Origin of the sequence: Rhodovulum sp. P5, from assembly GCF_002079305.1 — a bacterium.
Lineage (GTDB): Bacteria > Pseudomonadota > Alphaproteobacteria > Rhodobacterales > Rhodobacteraceae > Rhodovulum.
Map to the genome: position 1 here is coordinate 968,406 of NZ_CP015039.1, position 16,636 is coordinate 985,041.

Genomic DNA, 16,636 nt, shown 5'->3' on the forward strand with positions numbered 1-16,636 from the left:
TTTTTTCTCGGCGGCTCAGAGTTTGAGGTTTGCAAAGGCTTGCCGGATATTTGAGGGCCGCTCAGGGCTGCCCCCCATGATCCGATAGACACTGGCCCGCCCGATCCCCAGCCGCCGGGCAATCTCGGTCGCGCCGACCCCTTCGGCCCTCAGCTTTCGCACCTCGTCGGCCTTGGCCTGTGCGGTGGGTTTGCGGCCCTTGTATTTCCCCGCGGCCTTCGCCTTGGCAATGCCCTCCCGCTGCCGCTCAAGCATGATCTCCCGTTCGAACTCAGCGACACCCCCAAGGACCGTCAGCATCAACTTGCCGGTGGGGGTGGCGGTGTCGATCCCCATGCTCAGGATGCGCAGGGCTGCGCCGCGCTCCGTCAGCGTGTCGAGGATTTCCAGCAGGTGCGCCACTGAGCGGGCCAGACGGTCCAGCTTGGTTACGACCAGCGTGGTCCCCCTCGCGGACGTAGGACAGGGCCTCAGCGAGCTTCTCACGGGCTGTCACGTCCACCGAGGACACCTGTTCCACGAACACCCGGTCGCACCCGGCGGCCTCAAGGTCCCTTTGTTGCCCCTCAAGGCCCGCCCTCTGGTCCAGCGTCGAAGTCCGGGCATATCCCACCAACATCGTCTCACCTCCATCAAGACTGTCTCACAAGATCTTAAACGTTATAGGGCGCAGCGTCTCAGAAATGCAAGACCATGTTTATGGGACATTCTGCGCCGGGCGGTGAGACGACTCACTAGACCTTGCCCTGTGGGACACTCTGGGGGCATCCGGCAGGCCAGCCTTTGCCCCGGAGTGTTCACAGGATCGGGGATGGGGAAGGTGGCGAGCGCTGAGCCGTCGCTACGGTGGGGGCATGGGGGAAACTCAGGCGAACGCCCCAGCGTATAGGTGTGACAGATTTTCTGTGGAAATATCCGATGGGGTGGGGGCGGCCTCAGGGTCGCACTTGGTGCCTGTCCTGTGACAGTAGAGACGGAGGCCCAGCAGACCATTCATCCCCAAGATGCCCTCGGGGACCACTCGGGATGCAAACGAGGGAATGCCCTGTTTGGGGTTGGGGGAGGTGCTGCCCTGACAGATCAGCGTTGCCAACCCAAGGGGACTCTCAGGGGAACCCCAAGAATACTTAAGCACCTATAACCAAACAATAATAACCCTCAGGTTACTCTCAGAGACATCTTTAAGAATCTATAGAAATCTCAAACGGCCCACCCATCCGTAGGGGATGCAAATTCTAAGTCATTGATAAAGATCCAGTTTCTCAAGATGCAGGGTGCGACAAGCCGAATACCCAAACTCCCCCGCGAAGCCTGACCTGCACCTGCGCCGAAGTCTCCTTGTGCATATCTCAAGCGGCCCCGTAGACCTGTGGATTTGCCCCGGACAGGCCCACTCGATGTGCCACAGGTGTCACGGCCCCAGAGAGCACCCTAAGGCACTCTCAGGGCCAAATCCCCCTACTCCCTTACATGACGGGGACGGGGTAGTTGAACGGTTCCGGTTTGGGTTGGTCGGGGTCTTCCGCCTCCCTCCGGTGATAGGTCACAAGCTTCACAGCGGTTGCGAGGTCAGAGGACCGCGCTTCCCCTTCGCGAATGCGGCGCAAGAGTTCTTGAGCCACCTCAAGATGGAGGGTGTCGAGTTCGTCTGTGCTGAGTTTGGTCATTCTCAACCTTTCCAGTAATCGTAAACTTGGCGATAAAGGTCGATCCAGCCGCGCGGCGTCATTTCCCCGCGAACATGGCGACCGAAGGCGTGATTGATGACCGCGCGGACCTTGGGGTCCCCAGTGGTACGGGCATGGTTGAGGAAGGCCAGCCGCTGCGGCCCTTGCCCATCGCCGGTGTCGAGCACGGCGGCGGCGCTTTCAGAAACCTTCCCAATGGCCTCTTGGACCAGCCGGTCGGCGGTGTCATGGTTCATACCCATCTCAAAGACAAGCGACCTTCTCAGGTCTTCGCTAAGGGCCCCATTGTGGATTGCTTCGTCCGCAGCGGCCTCAAACAGTTCAATGCCGCGGTCCCCAAGTTGAAACAGGAAGGCATCCCGAAGCACCCCAACGCTGTGCGGCAGTTCAACTGAAACGTCAGCCGGATCAACCGGGGTTGCTTGTTCTGCAACCGTTTCCCCGTGGGCCGCAACGTCTGTGCTGTCTGTTGGGTACAGCCCCGCCTCCCGGGCCGCTGCTGCGGTTAATTGAAAGCCGCTTTCGAGAGTGAGTATATCATCGTCCCGGTGCGTGTCCCATGTCGCGTGGACATACCGCCCGTCTCGCTGGACAACCGAGGGGTTTCCGCGTGCTTCCTCGGGGGACAACCCCGCTTGGACGCTGTGTTGTTTCCCCTGCGCCTTCTTCTCTAGGGAGATGCCGCGGACCCGTGCCTCTGGGACATGTTCAACGGGTTCAAGTTCAAAGTGGTTGGTGTTGGTCATCGAAAGTTCCTCGTTCAAATGAGCAATTGCGCGGCGCTGAGAAGCTGGCCGCCGTAAATCCAGTCCTTGGTAACCGCAAATTCCACCGCGTTTGCAAGTTGTGCGCCAATGGCCCGCCGAATGCCTGCCATCCCGTCCGTCTTGTAGGTTCTCTTCGGGCCGCCCGGGGTTTGTCCGACGCGCCGGAAGGCGGCCCGGCGGGTGACAAACTTCCCGGCATGCAGATTCACGAAGCGGTTCAGTTCGGTTGCCGGTTTCTGCTTTCCGGGTGGTGTGTAGAAGCGCAGTTCAGCCCAAAGGCGGACGGCCATCCAACGAAGCATTGCCGCCCCGTTTGAATGTCCCCGCTTCTGGAAATGGGCCAAGAATACATCCGCCTTGGCCCTTTGGGTGTATCCGGGAGCCCCCGAGAGTACGAAGAAGGGAACAGCAAGGCGGGCAGGTTTCATTAGTTTTGCCTGTGCTGCATCCCAGAGCGCAAGGCGGTCAGCAAAGATGGTCCCCGAAAGCCCCTCGGCGGGCTCAGACAACCACCGCACCAAAAGACCTTCCAGCGCCTTGAGTTTGGCTGGCGTCGGCGGGGTAAGGGTTGGGTGGCCGTGCTCCCGGTAGCGTCGGCGGTGTGCATTGCAGTAGGTGCTTGCGTCGTCGCGTAGACAGTTGCACCCCGGGACGGCACAGGGTTTTTCCCGGTTCTCCGCGATATAGGCGCGAAGCTTTTCGGCGCGTTCTTTCGGGCGGCGCTGGGTTTCTTCTAGAAGGGCATTCATGTGGGTGTCCCATTGCTGTTCAGGACGTCCGCAAACCTGTGGATTTGCGGCGAGGGGGCGCGTTGCGGCCTCGGGGTGGGTGGAGGGTGCCCGGGGGAACTTGGGGGCACCCATGGGGGCAAATCCCAGACCGGGGCATCATCCTCTGCGATAGGGTCGGAAGCGCATGTGAGCGCCGCAACTTGATTCTTCGGCGGTCAAACCCGCCCATTTGGAAAGCGGGGCAGGACTGAAACAGGGTGTCGAGCCGCGAACGAAGGCGACGAGTGTGTCGGGGGGATATCCTTCTTTGAGAAGGCCCCGCGAGATCGGGCAGGGGCCTTTGCGGTCGGGCCGGTTAAGGTCGATGGTAATGGCAGGCATGAGCTGTTCGGGTTGGGGTGCTAGATGCGCTGGGCAGCTTGTTGGGGGCTGTCCTACGAGAGCCGCAGCACGCAGAAAAAAACTGCAAGCGCGGGAAGTCGCTTCAACGAGAAGAGTCTTGATGAATGGAGCGAGCGAGAAGGCGTTTTTTTAGTCCTGTAGGGGATACTAATTCGCTCAGCCTAGACAGGCGGCTTGTAATCGGCCCGGCCCCGGTACAGGTTACTGGTACATAGAGCGGCCAAAAGGTTCGGGAAAGTAAAGCTAAATCAGTGGGTTGGGCTTGGTCTTTGGGAGTTCGAGTCTCTCATCGCCCACCATCCGACCTAGAAGATACCCTCACCCAAAGGGCGTTCTCATGCCCGTTCGATCACCAGCGGCACCTCAGTTCCGCCCAGCCTTGAAAACGCCCGCTGGCGGCAGGTGAAGACAAGGATCTGCTGATCGGCCGCCACGTGGTGAAGCGCTGTGAACATGCGCTCGATCCGGTCGTCATCTGAATGGACAAGCGCATCGTCAAGGATCACCGGCACGCTCTGCCCGGCGCGGGCGTAGAGGCGCGCAAAGGCCAGGCGGGTCAGGATCGCGACCTGTTCGGCGGTCCCACCGCTCAGGATACCGATATCCTCCGCCTGACCATTGCGGGTCAGCGCCGAGGGCAGAAGCGTCGTGTCATCAAGCGTCAGATCCGGGGCGTCATGGATCAAGGCCAGAAGTGGCAGGAGTTCCCGTTTGACCGGTTCGAAATAGGTGTCGCGGGCCGCGCGACGCGCGTCTTCCAGCGCCGCCCTCAGACGGGCAAGGGCCCGAACCTCCCGCGCGTAACGGGCAGCCCGGGCTTCGGCCAGTTCAAGACGGCCGCGCAGATCCGAAAGGCGCTCTTCCACCCCGTCCTCGGCCCGGGCGCGGATGAGGCCGTCCAGTTCGAAGATGCGCTCCGACAGGGCCTTCAGCCGCTCCTCGGCATTGCGCACGACCCCTTCCGTTCGCGCCAGTTCCGCCTCCAGCATCGCGATATCCGGGGCGTCCTCCATCAGGCGGCGGTGGTCCCGGGTAGCCTTTTCCAGCGTTTCGTCCAACTTGACCCTCAGCATGCGGGCCTCTTCGATACGGGCCGCGTGCTGGTCCTGCGGGCCGCGCGCCTCCTCGGCATCAGTCAGGCGGGCTTTGGCAAGGCGCAGGCCGGTGCGGGCTTCGGCCAGGGCGGTCTCTGCCCGGGTCAGGCGGTTCCTTTCGCTCTCCAGCAGGTTCCTTGCATCTTCGAACTCGGCAACGGCCCCCTTCAGCGCGTCGGCAAGCGCCACAGGATCGCCCGGCTCTGCCGCCGCTCCGTCCTCTGCCATCTGCGCAAGGTCGGCGATTTCGGCCCGCAACGCCTCCACCCCGTGCGGGGCGAGGTTTTCAAGCAGCCGGTTCGCCATCTCGATCACGCCCTGATCGGTGCGCCGTGCCGCATGGGCCGCCCGTGCCTCGGCCAGCCGGTGAACGCCAGCCTTGCGAAGAAAGTCATCCAGATGCGCTTCGGCCCGCGCAAGGTCGGCGGACAAACCGGCCTCGACCCCGCGCCCCCCCGGGTCGAGGTCAAGGCGCCCGATGTCGGGCACGTCCAGCGTCACGGGCTCATGCAGGGGCACCGGCTGTCCGTCCGGCAGCGGTGTCCCGTTCAGAAAAATCCGCCCGGCCCCGGCATAGGTCGCGACAACTGTCACGGCCAGCGCATCGCGTCGGGCCAGCAGGCTGCGCACCTCGTCGGCGGCCGTTTCGATCGCGCGCAAGGCCTGTTCCGTGACCTTTGTTGCCGCGACCCGGGCCTGCGCCGCGGCACGTGCCTTGGCCTGCTCCTCGGCCGTATCCAGCCGTTGGCGCAGGTCGGCAAGGCGCACCGCGGCGTCCTTTGCCCTTGCTGCCTTTTCCGCCCGGTCCAGCGATTGGCGGAGACGGGCCACGCCAGTCTCCGCCACCGTCTGCGCCTGTCGCGCCGCGGCCTCGGCCTCTTGCGCCTGTCTGAAAGCGTCCTCCGCCTGCCGATCCTCGACCATTGCGGCCTCTACGGCGGCTTCGGCCTCGGTGCAGGCCCGGGCTTGCGCCTCCAGCCCCACAAGCGTCGTGGCCGACGCATCGCGTTCCAGCATGGCAACCCGGACAGCGGTTTCCGCCTGCGCGGTCTTTTCGCCATGGGCCCGCGCCGCCCGCATCTGCGACCGGGCGGCTTCCAGCGCCGCCTCGCGCGCCTTCTGATCGGCCGGGTCAGTCAGGCGGGCACGTTCCGCCTCGGCCGTCCGCCGTTCGGCGAGGTCTTCGCCAAGTTCGGCAACCTTGGCGTCTAGGTCGGCACAGGCCGCGCGAAGATCTTCCGCCTCGTCCTCGGCCTGTTTCCACGGCCCGCCCGCCTTCGGCCGACCGGTCGAGGTCGCCAGCGCGTCATAGGCCGACCCGCAGGCCTGCATCACCGTATCCATCCGCCGGCCGCCGGTCATCATGTCGATTTCCCCGGCCAGCGTGGACATAAGGGTTCGCCGGGCCTCAAGCGCGGTGTCCCAGTCCCGTTTGCTGGCCGCGCCCGCCCCCTCGGCGCCCAGCGCCGCCGCCCCCTGCCGCACCCACAGCAGACCGGCCGGCCCGCCAAGCCCCCCGGTGACAAGGCGGTCGATCCATGCCTCGGCCTCGTCATCCTGCGCCACCACCCGACCCGTGGCCGTATCGGTGACCCGCGCGGCACGCTTTGCCAGCCATGTCTTCTCGATCCGGAACATCCCCTCGACCGTCTCGATATCGGCCGCGACGGTGACGCCCCCGCCGGAATGGGGGCGCAGCGCCTTGATCTCCTTGTTCGCGCTGCCATGGGGCTGAAAGAAAAGCGCATGCAGCGCGTCGAAGACGGTCGACTTGCCGGTCTCGTTCGGTGCGGACAGCACCGTCAGGCCATCGCCGATGTCCTCGATCCGGGCCGTTTGGCCCGCGAAGCGGCGGACATTTGTCAGGGCAATGCTGCGCAGTTTCATGCAACCTCCGACGCGATGCCGTAGAGCAGCGAGAGGGCGGCCTCGGCGATGGCCCGGTCTTCCCCGTTCAGGTCTGCATTCTGCGCCTCGTCCAGCAGCACCTCGGCCGCCCGGCGCAACGCCCCGGCGCGGTCGATCCGGTCGAGGTCCGTGACATCGTGGTGAAGCCCAAGGCGCGAAAGATCCGCGTCGAACCAGGCGAAATCGTCTTCGACCTCCGCAATCGCCGCCGTCAGCGCGGACCGCTCGGCCAGTGACATCCGGCCGGTTGCGAGCAGATTGAACAAGGTCTTGCGCCGCGCGGCGGCGTTGGGCAGCAGTGCTGTCAGCGCGTCCCCCGGATGTTCTCCCGGCAGGAAATCGCGGCACGCGGACAGCCACGTATAGTCGCCGGTCGGAACCGGGGTGACCGAGGGCACTGCGCCCGGCCCGGCGATCTCGACCAACAGGGCGGCGGCCTGCGCCTCATGCTTGAAACTGTCGGCTTCGGGCGTGCCCGAATACCACAGCCGGGGGCCGATCCGCCTTTGCCCATGCCAGTCCCCCAGCGCAAGATAATCGAGCCCTGAGCGTTCGGCCCGGTCGGGGGGGATGACGGCCGCATCGCCCTCTTCACTGAAATCGGTAACCGCCCCATGGGCCAGCCCGATCCGGACCGCGCCGTCCTCGGTCGGGCGGTCCAGTGTCGCCGTCAGGTCCCGGCCCGGCCGGCGCGACGTGCAGGGCGCCGGCAGGATCTGCGCGCCATCCACGGCAATAGGGTTGGCATCCGTCGCAACGCGCAGGTTCGGCGGCGCCTCCGCCGCGATCCGTCGCCAAAGATCCGTGGCCGCCAGCGAGTCATGATTTCCCGGCAACAGGACCCATGTCAGATCCTCTGCCTCCCTGATGGCCTGAAGCGCCTGCCGAATGGTGCCCGGCGATGGCGTCTCGGCATCGAACGTGTCGCCAGCCAGCAGCACCGCCTGCGCCCCACCCTCTCGCGCCGCCGCTGCCAAGCGGCCAAGTGACAGGTAGCGTGCCTCGCGCAAGAGCGCGGGCAGATCGCCCCCGAAACGGCCAAAAGGCTTGCCCAGATGCAGATCGGAACTGTGAAGAACCCGGATCATCAAATGTCTCCCGTTCATGTCGGTGCGGCCGCCAGCGGCGGTCAGCGTCCCCCAAGGCAATTGGCGATGCCGAACACGCCACACCACCGGCAGGCATCCCCGTCTCACCCTCTCCGCGACTCGCCGTGGCGACCGCGTGGTCCTGTCTAGACGGCCAGGGTGACAGAAATGGACAGGGTTGGTCAGCCGGCGCTTGGCGGGTCCGCCGGGCGGCCTTCATGGCAGGGCGGCAAAGTCGGGCCGCCTGTGGTCGTTCACCAGCCTGCGCAGATCTTCGGGTTCCAGAACCTCCACCTGATCGCCCCATTGATAAAGATGCCACGCCATTTCCAACCAACCGGAGGCCCTGAACCGCACCACCAGCGCGCCATCCGGGTCTTCGCTCATCTCTTGCCGTGGATGGAAGACGAACTCCCGCGCGACACGGGCGGCGGATGGGGTGAACCGCCAGACAACCTCGCCATATTCCGCCTCTGCGTGAAACGCCCCGAAGGCCCGGGCCGCGTGGTCATCAAGGTTGAACTCCGGGTCGCGCTGAAAGGATCGCGGTTCAAGCCGGGCCGTTTGCAGGCGGTCCAGACGGAAGTGCCGGAACACGCCGTCTCCGCCTTCGTCCCGGGCCACAAGGTAGCGGCGCAGGCCAAGCAACAGGCCATAGGGTTCCAACACCCGCTCTCGTGGGGCGTTGTCACGCTCCCCGGCATAGCTGACGGTCAGGATATGCGGGGCCTTCAGTGCCTCGGCGATGGTCGACAGCAGCTTGAGATCGGCGCGCACCCGCGGCCCGGGGCGAGAGGCGAAGCCATAGGCCTCCAGCACCGCCTCGGCGTCGGCCTCGGCCCGACGTGCATGGGGGCCGGGCATCGCCGACAGCAGACGGTCACGCAGGGAGGTCAGGGCCTTGACCTCATGCGCGGCACCCTCACGCTCCGCCCGCCTTATCGACATGTCGATGGCGGCCAGTTCGCTGTCACGTATGCCCTGCGACAGCATCAGCCGCGCATCGTCACCGCGGAGTTTCCAGTATTTACGTCGCTGGTCGTCGGTGCGCGTCTCGACATTGGCAAACAGGTCTTCCAGCGCCTTGGTCATCCGCTGCGCGGTGCGGCGGTCGACCGAAAAGGCGTCCTCGATTTCCTGAAGGCTGACGCCGAAATGGCGGGCGGCCGACATCTCGGCCAGTCGCAGCAGGTCGGAGGCTTTGGCGAAGGACATGGCATCGACATGACAGAAATTGACGCCCTGCCACCTTAGACGGTCACCCCCTGCGTGTCGATCCCGTAGGAGCGGTGCGCGCTGAATTCAAAGCGCCTTGAGCGCCGCAAGCATTTCCGTCCGGAACCGGCTTTCCGAATACCGGCGTTCGTACAAGGCCCTTGCCGGACCGCGCATCGCCGCGAGCGAGGGTTTTTCAAGGGCGGCAAGCGCGTCTTCCATCCCGACGGGGTCCAGCGGCATGACAAGGCCGCTGTCACCGGGTTCGATCAACTTCGGCAGCCCGCTGGCCTCGGACAGCATGACCGGGGTCCCGGCGCGCAGCGCCTCGATCAGGACCATCGGCAGACCCTCCCACCGGGAGGGCATCACGACGAGGTCGGCGAAGCGATAATAGGCCGCGATCTGATCGGCCGGGACCCATGAGTGAAAGGTGATCCGCCCCGGCGGCAGGCCTGCGGCGGCATCTTCGCCCTCGCTGCCGCTGCCGACCACATGCAGGTGCAGACGGGGGTTCCGGCCCAGCGCCCCGGCGAACGCCGCCAGAAGCAGATCCAGCCCCTTCTGACGCTCGAACCGGCCGACGAACAACAGGTTCAGGCGGTCGGCGCCGGTTTCAAAGGGCGCCGCGTCCGGCCACGTCGTCAAATCCGGAAGCGCGTTTTCAACGACGACATGTCGCCGGCCATAGCCGCTGGACAGCGCAACGGCACGGTCGTTCTCGGCGATGTTCACGATCAGGTCCGGCAGGCGCGACAACTGCCGTTCGGCCGCAGTCACAAGCACGCGACGCGCACCGGTTTCGCGCAACTGGCCCCAGCAATGGGCGGTGTAGACATAGTGCCCCGGCACGCGCCGGACCCTGAGCCAGGCCATCGCCCCGAAGGAAAAGGTGGAGTGGAACCAGATGATGTCGGGCCGAAACGTCACGGCCTCTGATCGCGCCACGCGGGCGAGGTTCGAAACCGCGCGCAGACCGCGACGCTCTCGCGCAAAGGTCACCGTCGCAAGCTCGGGCAGAAGATAGTCGGCCTGTTCGTCGGGAACGACAAACCTGTTCTCGACCCCGGCCTCCTGGTTGCAGACGGTGCCGAAGGTGTTGAGGAAGGTGGCGATACCACCCTTTACGACTTCGGCGACATGGAGGATCTTCATGGTCCGTCTCCGCGAAGTGAGGGGATCAGGCTTGTGCGGTAGGGTATTTCGAAACGCCGCTTGAGCACGACACCATAGCCCGCAAGCAGCGCGACCTGGGATGCGACCAGCGCGATCGCAGCCCCCGTCAGCCCGAAGCCCGGGATCAGCACAAGCGAAAGTGCGACGTTCACGGCGATACCGACAAGGATGACCGGCGTGGCGATCAACGGGCGGCCCTGCGCGGTGAGCGTTGGATAGATCAGCTTGGTCGCCGCGGCGGGACCGATGGCCAGCGCGGTGATCTGCAGAACAGGAACGGCCGGGGCATAGGTTTCGCCGAATGTCAGGGCCACAAGGGGCGCGGCCAGAAGCATCACCACAATCGACAGCCCGGTAAAACCCCACAGGACGAAGGCCGCGATCCGGGCATTGGCACGCATGGCCGCCGCGCGATCCTCTGCCCGTACCGTGTCAGAGAACAGGACGAAGCCCGCCGCCATCGCGACCTCGCCCAGAACGTCCGACAACCGCTGGCCGACGAAGAACTGCCCCGCAGCCTCTGCCGACGCCAACCCCTCGACCAGAAAGAGAGAGATGCGTGTCGATAAAAGGATCAGGAAGACGTTGACCGCGAAGGCGAAGCCATGACGCACCATGGGGACGATCCGCGACGGTTCCGGCCGGGCAAGCCCCCCCCAGCGCAGCCCCATGACAATCGCGACGCCACCCGCCAACAGATAGCTGCCCGCCAACGCCACCAGAACCGCGCCAAGGCTGGCCTGCCCGGTCAGGGCAAAGCCCGCAACGGCCACCAGAAGGAGCATCGGCATCAGGCTGTCGGTCAACCCGAAGGCCGTCGTGCGCCCAAGCCCAAGCAGGACCCCCTGCATCAGGATCACCGCCATCGCGCCCAGCATCGCCACGGGAATGACGAAGGCCAGCCCCACCGCGCCCACGGGCGGTGCAACCAGAAGGACCCCGACCACCGAAAGTGCCGAGAGCACCGGCCAGAGCGTCAGCAGGTTGGCCACCACCTGTCCGGGGGTGTCCTTCCCCTGCCCCAGCCACACCGCCGCCGCCTGCCTGAGCCCGATGGACCCGATCTGGGCGGCCAGAACGATGGACGCCGTCAGGATGCCGTACCAGCCGAAGTCCGACGGATCGAGCATTCGGCCAAGCAGAAGAAATGCCACGAACTGCGCCACACGCGCCATGCTCCGGCCCACCAGAACGGCCGCGATCCGCCGCAAAAGTTGACCCGTCGTCCCCATCAGCGTGGCATCACGAGAGGCGAAAGGGACCGCCAACACCAACCACCACGCTCACGCATCGCTACGGTCGATCCGGTCAAGCAGGCTCCGGTCGAACCGGCCCGCATCGGTGAATTCATGGGCGGGGCGTTCCTCTCCGCTTTCGGTCAGGTGGCGCACCTCGCAATCCATGGCAAAGCCGGTCCGGTTCTGCACCGTCCCGCGCACCAGCGCAATCAGGGCCAGCACCTCATCCGATGTCGCCCCGCCGCGATTGACGATGAAATTGGCATGGAGCGGAGAGACCTGCGCGCCGCCGATGGCCACGCCTTTCAGCCCGGCCGCCTCAATCGCCTGGCCGGGCGGGCCGACCTTGTCGTACATCGCCGGGTTCGACAGGAAGGTGGAGCCGCAATTGGGCAGGTTCTTGGGAAATTTTCGCCGACGCGAGGCAAGGATCTCGATCATCTCGCGCATGATTACGCCACGGTCGCCCGGCTCCAATTCCAAGACAACGTCGGTGACGATGGCGCCACTGCCCTGAAGCGCCGAAGTCCGGTACGAATAGCCGAGATCCGCGTGCGCCAGTGTCCGGCTCTCTCCATCCCGCGTCACGACGGTCACGTGGCGCACATGGGTTCCGATCCCCTTGCGCTGGCTGCCGCCGTTCATCACCACAAGACCGCCAAGCCGACCGGGGATGCCGACGACATGTTCCAGACCCGCAAGACCGCGCAGCGCCAGTTGGCGGGCAAAGGCGGGCACCCAGATCCCGGCACCGGCGGTGACCCGTGTGCCGGCAAAGGCAAGCGCATCAAGGCCGGGCCCGATCCGCAGGACGATGCCGCGAAAACCCCGGCTGTCGAACAGCATGTTGCTGCCATCGCCCATGACGAAAAGCGGCAGGTCACAGTCGCGCGCAACCGACACGGCGTGGGACACCTGCCCGGTCGTTCCGGGCGTCACGACGATATCTGCCGGTCCGCCGATCTGCCATCGGGCAAGCGGGGCGAGCGCTACATTGCGGTCAGGACGCATACCGCCCGATGCAAGCGCCGCGACAGCCGCCTCCAGCCGCTGCGCGTGCCCGGATGCGGGGGCCCGAATGGGCGTGTCTTGATGATCCTGCCTCATGGCGCGTCGTGATCGTCCCTAGCCCAAGACCCCGGTGCGTGACCGCCTGGCCGGCCCTTTCGAACCTGCATGCGCGTCGATAGCCTACTGATGCGGCAATGCAGCGAAAAAAGCAACGCGCAACGGGATACAGCCCGTTTCGCCGCCGGACCAACGCTGCAGTTGCAGAAAATTCGCTTGCAACACGGCCGCTTTCGCGCTGAGTTTTGCGCGAATTGACGATTGGTCGCACCGGGGCGATTCCTGCACGGTGCTGTATTGTACGAACCGGCCAGGCATCGCCCGGGTCAGGAGAGCATTATGATCCGGTGGCTTTTTGGCGGTGCCGAGACGAGATTGCGCGCGGCGCGGCGACTGCTCCTCGCCTGTCAGCACCGGGGTTGGTGGTGGGCGGCGAAGATCGTCGCCAATCATATCCAGCGGCGCTATGGTGTGTTCCTGCCGCCAAGAGAGGCGGTTCCGCTCTCAACCTCGTTTCCCCATCCCGCTTGCATCGTGATCGGCGAAGGCGTCAAGCTGGGTGAGCGGGTGACCATCTACCAGGGCGTGACCTTGGGCGGGGCCCGGCGCGGCGACTGGCAGGCAGGCCGATACCCAGTGATCGACGATGACGTGACCATCTTTGCCGGTGCGTTGGTGGCCGGCGACGTGTCTGTCGGTAAGAACTGCACAATTGGCGCGAATGCTGTCGTTCTGACAGACGTGCCCGAGGGACGGACCGCCGCCGGGGTACCGGCGCGCATCCTTCCGCAAAAGACCGAAGCCTAAGGGGGCTGCCTTGTCCGAAATCAAGCTTCTGAAAGTCAGACGGTCCCGTCTTGAGGGCGAGGTGCGGCTGAACGGGGCAAAAAACTCTGCCCTGCGCCTGCTGGCGGCAAGCATTCTGACCGCCGCGCCGGTCCGGCTGAGCAATTACCCATCCGGGCTTCTCGATGCACAGGTGCACGAAGACATGCTGCGTGTGCTGGGCAAGACCGTCACCGCCGAGGGACCGGAAGCCGTGCGCATCGCCGATGCGGGCACGCTGAAAGGCCGGCTTGACTGGGATGGCCGTTCGATCCGTAACACGCTTCTGATCCTCGGCGCGCTGACCGCACGGCTTGGCGCGGGCGCCGTCCCGCTGCCCGGCGGCTGTCGGCTTGGCGAACGGAAATACGACTTGCATGTGATGCTTCTGGAACGCTTGGGCGCGCGCGTATGGGAGGACGGCGATTACCTGTGCGCCGAAGCCCCGAACGGCCTGACCGGCGCCGACATTCATCTTGCCATCCGGTCCACCGGTGCAACCGAGAACGCGATCCTCGCCGCCTCTCTGGCCAAGGGGACCACGCGCATTTGGAACCCCCATATCCGCCCCGAGATTCTGGATCTTGTCGCCATGATCAACGGGATGGGCGGCAAGGTTACGGTCCACGGCCAGGAACATATCGAGGTCGAGGGCGTAGAGGAACTGGGCGGCACCGACCATGCGGTGATCCCCGACAACATGGAGGCGGTAACATGGCTGGCCGCGGCCTCGATCACCGGGGGCGATGTCGAGATCCACGACTTTCCCTTCGACGATCTTGAGGTCGTGCTGGCGCATCTGAAAGCCGCGGGCGCGCAGCTCTACCGCGGCGAACGCTCCATGCTCGTGCGAGGGCGCAACTGCTATCCGCTGGAAATCAGCACCGGCCCGCATCCGGGCATCAATTCCGATGTGCAACCCATCCTTGCCGCATGGGCGCTGCGGGCCAAGGGCGAATCCCGGATCGTCGACCTGCGCTTTCCGGGCCGCTACGGCTATGCCGAGGAACTGGCCCGGATGGGCGCGCAGTACGAGGTGACGGGCGATATGCTGCGGCTGTTCGGAACCGGCGGTCAGTTGACCGGCGCCGAGGTTCGGGCGCTGGATTTGCGCGCCGGGGCTGCCCTGACGCTGGCCGGGTTGATGGCCGAGGGCGAGACGGTGATCACGGATGCATGGCAGATCGGACGCGGCTATATGGATTTCGTGCCGAAGCTGCGTGCGCTCGGCGCCGATGTAGAGGCCTGCTGAGCGGTCATGGCCCGGGTCACGATCATAAGCGCCTATCACAAGCGGCCCGACGCGGTTCAGGTCACGCTGGAGGCCATCGTAAACCAGGCCTATGAAGACTGGCGGGCCCTGATCTGGGATGACGGATCCCCCGATGCGACATGGCAGGAGTTGCAGCGCGTTGCAGCCGACATTGACGACCCGCGGATAGAGGTGTTCCGCCACGAACCCAATATCGGCTTTGTCCGCGGTATGAATGAGGGCCTGCGCCGGGCCGATACGGAGTATGTCGCGGTCGTGGGGTCCGGGGACGCCTTTATCCCGGACCGGATCGCCCGACAGGTCGCCGCGCTTGACGCCGATCCCGGGGCAGCCTTTTGCACAACCGCCGCGGTCTCCATCGACCCCGACACGGGCGAACGGTTCGAGGACAACACCTTCACCCGCGACCGGATCGAAGCCGCAGACCTCTTTCACAGTTGCCCCTTCACCCATGGCTCCGTCATGTTCCGGCGCAGCGCGGTCGAGGCCGTCGGGGGCTACGAGCCCGCCTTCACCTGGAGTTCGGACTGGGATTTGTTCAACCGGTTGTTGGCCGATGGCCATGCGATCCATCTGACCGATCCGCTCTATCTGCGATACGCCCGGGCCGATGGGGCGAGTTTTTCCCCGAAAAAGTCGATCCTTCAGGTAAAGTTTGCCCATCTTGCCCATGCGCTGCGTGAAAACCCCGCGGGCCGGGAAGCTTTGCTGGACAAGGTTCGGCGCGAAGGTCTTGATGCCGCACTGGCGGAACGGCGCGCCGACATCGCCTCCGATCTCTATACCCGTCAGGCCAAACTCTACATCCTCGGCCGCCGTGCACTTGGCGACGAACTTGGCGCGCTTATCGGCGATGAGGTCCCGCCCTCGGCGAAGTGGCGTGTCTCGCTGGCCGGTCTTCGCGCACTCAGCGGCCTGCCGCTTGTCCGGCTGTACGGGCTGGCGCATGCTGCCAACCAGATGCGAAAGCGGCTGCGCCAGCGCTGATCGGCCGGGCAGGACGCAAGCAAGAGGCCCGTAGACGGATGGTGGCACGATACCGGGATATCTTCATCCTTTTCAGCGCCCTCTTCTACGTCGCGATCATTGCCGGCGGTCAATCGACCTTTTCGGCCACCGCAAGTCTCGACAGTCAGGCGATCGAGCGGCTGGCACAGGACGGCGAAACCTCCGGCGGATCCTATGCCGCGATGGCGGCGGTCTACCTGATGATCCCGGCGGGCCTGCACAAACTCGTCACGCTTCTGATCGGCCTGGCCTGCATCGGCGCCTATTTCTGGCAGGTCCGGCGGCGTGAGGCGGCGCTCTCCATCGCGTTCCTCTCGCTTGCGCCGTCGATCCTGACGCTTGCCACCTTCCAGAAGGACACGGTTCTGGCGCTGTTCGTCCTGTCGGTCTTCGCCATCTTGCTCAGCCGATGGCCCAATCTCTACAAGATCCTGGCGATCCTTGCGATATACGCGCTCTACGCATCGCTTTTCCGAAACTACTATTTCATCATCGCCGTGTTCTTCGTGATGCTGATGGTCCTGCGGCGTGGGAACCGCGTGGCCCTTTTCTATGGGCTTCTTCTCTTTGCGGTCAGCTTTGTCTTCGTCCCACCCGACGTGTACGAGACGCTGCAAGGCTCACGCGACGTGGTCAACACGTTCCGGCTGAACCGCCCGGCATGGCAACAGCCGCGCACGGCCTTTCTCAACCCCGTTCCACCCGACAGCCTGTGGAACTTCGCTGTCAACTATGTCTACGCGATGTTCCGGCTGAACCTGTATGTGCTGGTCTCACCCGGGGCGAAGGAGCTTTTCCTGCTGCTGAACGCCGTCTTCTACATCGGCTTCTTTTCCTGGGGTTATATGCGTCGCACCGATGCCGCGATGCTTGCCGGCGCACTTGGGGTCGCCCATCTGTTGGTGCTGCATTTCTTCGAGCCCGACAACGGCTCCTATGTGCGGCACCTCGGCTCGACGCTGCCCTACCTGACGATCTGCATCAACGCGTATTTCGCCAACCGACGCCTGAACCTGTTCCAGTCCCTGCGTTCGACGCCGGACGAGATGACGGCCGATCCGCCACGCTGAGCGGGCGCGCCGAAATAGAAAGAGCCCCGATTTTCATCGGGGCTCCGCATTCTAACCGACCGGACACGGTCGCAAACGGCCACTA

13 protein-coding genes and 1 pseudogene are annotated in these 16,636 nt (G+C 64.8%); 4 read left to right on the top strand and 10 right to left on the bottom strand.

Annotated elements, in window-relative coordinates; all coding sequences use genetic code 11:
• Positions 1-15: 15 nt before the first annotated feature.
• The 10 genes and pseudogenes from RGUI_RS04805 to murB form a co-directional block, all read right to left on the bottom strand.
• Positions 16-619 (bottom strand): annotated as a pseudogene (locus tag RGUI_RS04805) (recombinase family protein).
• An 847-nt stretch (positions 620-1,466) separates the two neighbouring features.
• On the bottom strand, positions 1,467-1,667 hold the full coding sequence (locus tag RGUI_RS04810) for a hypothetical protein (RefSeq protein WP_081532006.1): 201 nt from the start codon (positions 1,665-1,667) through the stop codon (positions 1,467-1,469).
• A 2-nt stretch (positions 1,668-1,669) separates the two neighbouring features.
• Entirely contained in the window at positions 1,670-2,434 is a 765-nt protein-coding gene (locus tag RGUI_RS04815) for a hypothetical protein (RefSeq protein ID WP_081532007.1), read from the bottom strand.
• A 14-nt stretch (positions 2,435-2,448) separates the two neighbouring features.
• Complete coding sequence (locus RGUI_RS04820) at positions 2,449-3,204, bottom strand: hypothetical protein (RefSeq protein ID WP_081532008.1); 756 nt, start codon at positions 3,202-3,204, stop codon at positions 2,449-2,451.
• A gap of 719 nt (positions 3,205-3,923) precedes the next feature.
• A complete protein-coding gene (locus RGUI_RS04825; protein WP_081532009.1) occupies positions 3,924-6,569 on the bottom strand; it encodes an ATP-binding protein in 2,646 nt (881 codons plus the stop codon).
• Positions 6,566-7,678 carry a DNA repair exonuclease gene (locus tag RGUI_RS04830; RefSeq protein WP_081532010.1) on the bottom strand — a complete coding sequence of 371 codons (1,113 nt, stop codon included), beginning with the start codon at positions 7,676-7,678 and terminating at the stop codon, positions 6,566-6,568. Before RGUI_RS04830 ends, RGUI_RS04825 begins: the two co-directional genes overlap by 4 nt.
• A gap of 216 nt (positions 7,679-7,894) precedes the next feature.
• Complete coding sequence (locus tag RGUI_RS04835) at positions 7,895-8,893, bottom strand: YafY family protein (RefSeq protein ID WP_081532011.1); 999 nt, start codon at positions 8,891-8,893, stop codon at positions 7,895-7,897.
• A gap of 87 nt (positions 8,894-8,980) precedes the next feature.
• The gene (locus RGUI_RS04840; protein WP_081532012.1) at positions 8,981-10,048 is read right to left on the bottom strand and encodes a glycosyltransferase family 4 protein; all 1,068 of its coding nucleotides are present in this window, start codon (positions 10,046-10,048) and stop codon (positions 8,981-8,983) included.
• Entirely contained in the window at positions 10,045-11,340 is a 1,296-nt protein-coding gene (locus tag RGUI_RS04845; RefSeq protein ID WP_216640100.1) for a polysaccharide biosynthesis C-terminal domain-containing protein, read from the bottom strand. Before RGUI_RS04845 ends, RGUI_RS04840 begins: the two co-directional genes overlap by 4 nt.
• A 12-nt stretch (positions 11,341-11,352) precedes the next feature.
• Complete coding sequence (murB, locus tag RGUI_RS04850) at positions 11,353-12,318, bottom strand: UDP-N-acetylmuramate dehydrogenase (protein ID WP_081535971.1); 966 nt, start codon at positions 12,316-12,318, stop codon at positions 11,353-11,355.
• A 396-nt stretch (positions 12,319-12,714) separates the two neighbouring features.
• Here murB and RGUI_RS04855 point away from each other — a divergent pair, with 396 nt between their 5' ends.
• Genes RGUI_RS04855 through RGUI_RS04870 form a run of 4 tightly spaced genes read left to right on the top strand, consistent with a single transcriptional unit; the run spans position 12,715 to position 16,551 of the window.
• Entirely contained in the window at positions 12,715-13,182 is a 468-nt protein-coding gene (locus tag RGUI_RS04855; RefSeq protein WP_081532014.1) for a serine O-acetyltransferase, read from the top strand.
• 10 nt (positions 13,183-13,192) lie between these two features.
• Positions 13,193-14,452, top strand: a complete 1,260-nt coding sequence (locus RGUI_RS04860) for a UDP-N-acetylglucosamine 1-carboxyvinyltransferase (RefSeq protein WP_216640101.1) — start codon at positions 13,193-13,195, stop codon at positions 14,450-14,452.
• 6 nt (positions 14,453-14,458) lie between these two features.
• The gene (locus tag RGUI_RS04865; RefSeq protein WP_081532015.1) at positions 14,459-15,460 is read left to right on the top strand and encodes a glycosyltransferase; all 1,002 of its coding nucleotides are present in this window, start codon (positions 14,459-14,461) and stop codon (positions 15,458-15,460) included.
• A gap of 38 nt (positions 15,461-15,498) precedes the next feature.
• Positions 15,499-16,551 carry a hypothetical protein gene (locus RGUI_RS04870; protein ID WP_081532016.1) on the top strand — a complete coding sequence of 351 codons (1,053 nt, stop codon included), beginning with the start codon at positions 15,499-15,501 and terminating at the stop codon, positions 16,549-16,551.
• Positions 16,552-16,636: the final 85 nt, after the last annotated feature.

Coding starts and splice junctions, on each gene's coding strand:
- RGUI_RS04810 (WP_081532006.1), bottom strand. CDS start 1,667: ATGACCAAACTCAGCACAGACGAACTCGACACCCTCCATCTTGAGGTG.
- RGUI_RS04815 (WP_081532007.1), bottom strand. CDS start 2,434: ATGACCAACACCAACCACTTTGAACTTGAACCCGTTGAACATGTCCCA.
- RGUI_RS04820 (WP_081532008.1), bottom strand. CDS start 3,204: ATGAATGCCCTTCTAGAAGAAACCCAGCGCCGCCCGAAAGAACGCGCC.
- RGUI_RS04825 (WP_081532009.1), bottom strand. CDS start 6,569: ATGAAACTGCGCAGCATTGCCCTGACAAATGTCCGCCGCTTCGCGGGC.
- RGUI_RS04830 (WP_081532010.1), bottom strand. CDS start 7,678: ATGATCCGGGTTCTTCACAGTTCCGATCTGCATCTGGGCAAGCCTTTT.
- RGUI_RS04835 (WP_081532011.1), bottom strand. CDS start 8,893: ATGTCCTTCGCCAAAGCCTCCGACCTGCTGCGACTGGCCGAGATGTCG.
- RGUI_RS04840 (WP_081532012.1), bottom strand. CDS start 10,048: ATGAAGATCCTCCATGTCGCCGAAGTCGTAAAGGGTGGTATCGCCACC.
- murB (WP_081535971.1), bottom strand. CDS start 12,318: ATGCGTCCTGACCGCAATGTAGCGCTCGCCCCGCTTGCCCGATGGCAG.
- RGUI_RS04855 (WP_081532014.1), top strand. CDS start 12,715: ATGATCCGGTGGCTTTTTGGCGGTGCCGAGACGAGATTGCGCGCGGCG.
- RGUI_RS04865 (WP_081532015.1), top strand. CDS start 14,459: ATGGCCCGGGTCACGATCATAAGCGCCTATCACAAGCGGCCCGACGCG.
- RGUI_RS04870 (WP_081532016.1), top strand. CDS start 15,499: ATGGTGGCACGATACCGGGATATCTTCATCCTTTTCAGCGCCCTCTTC.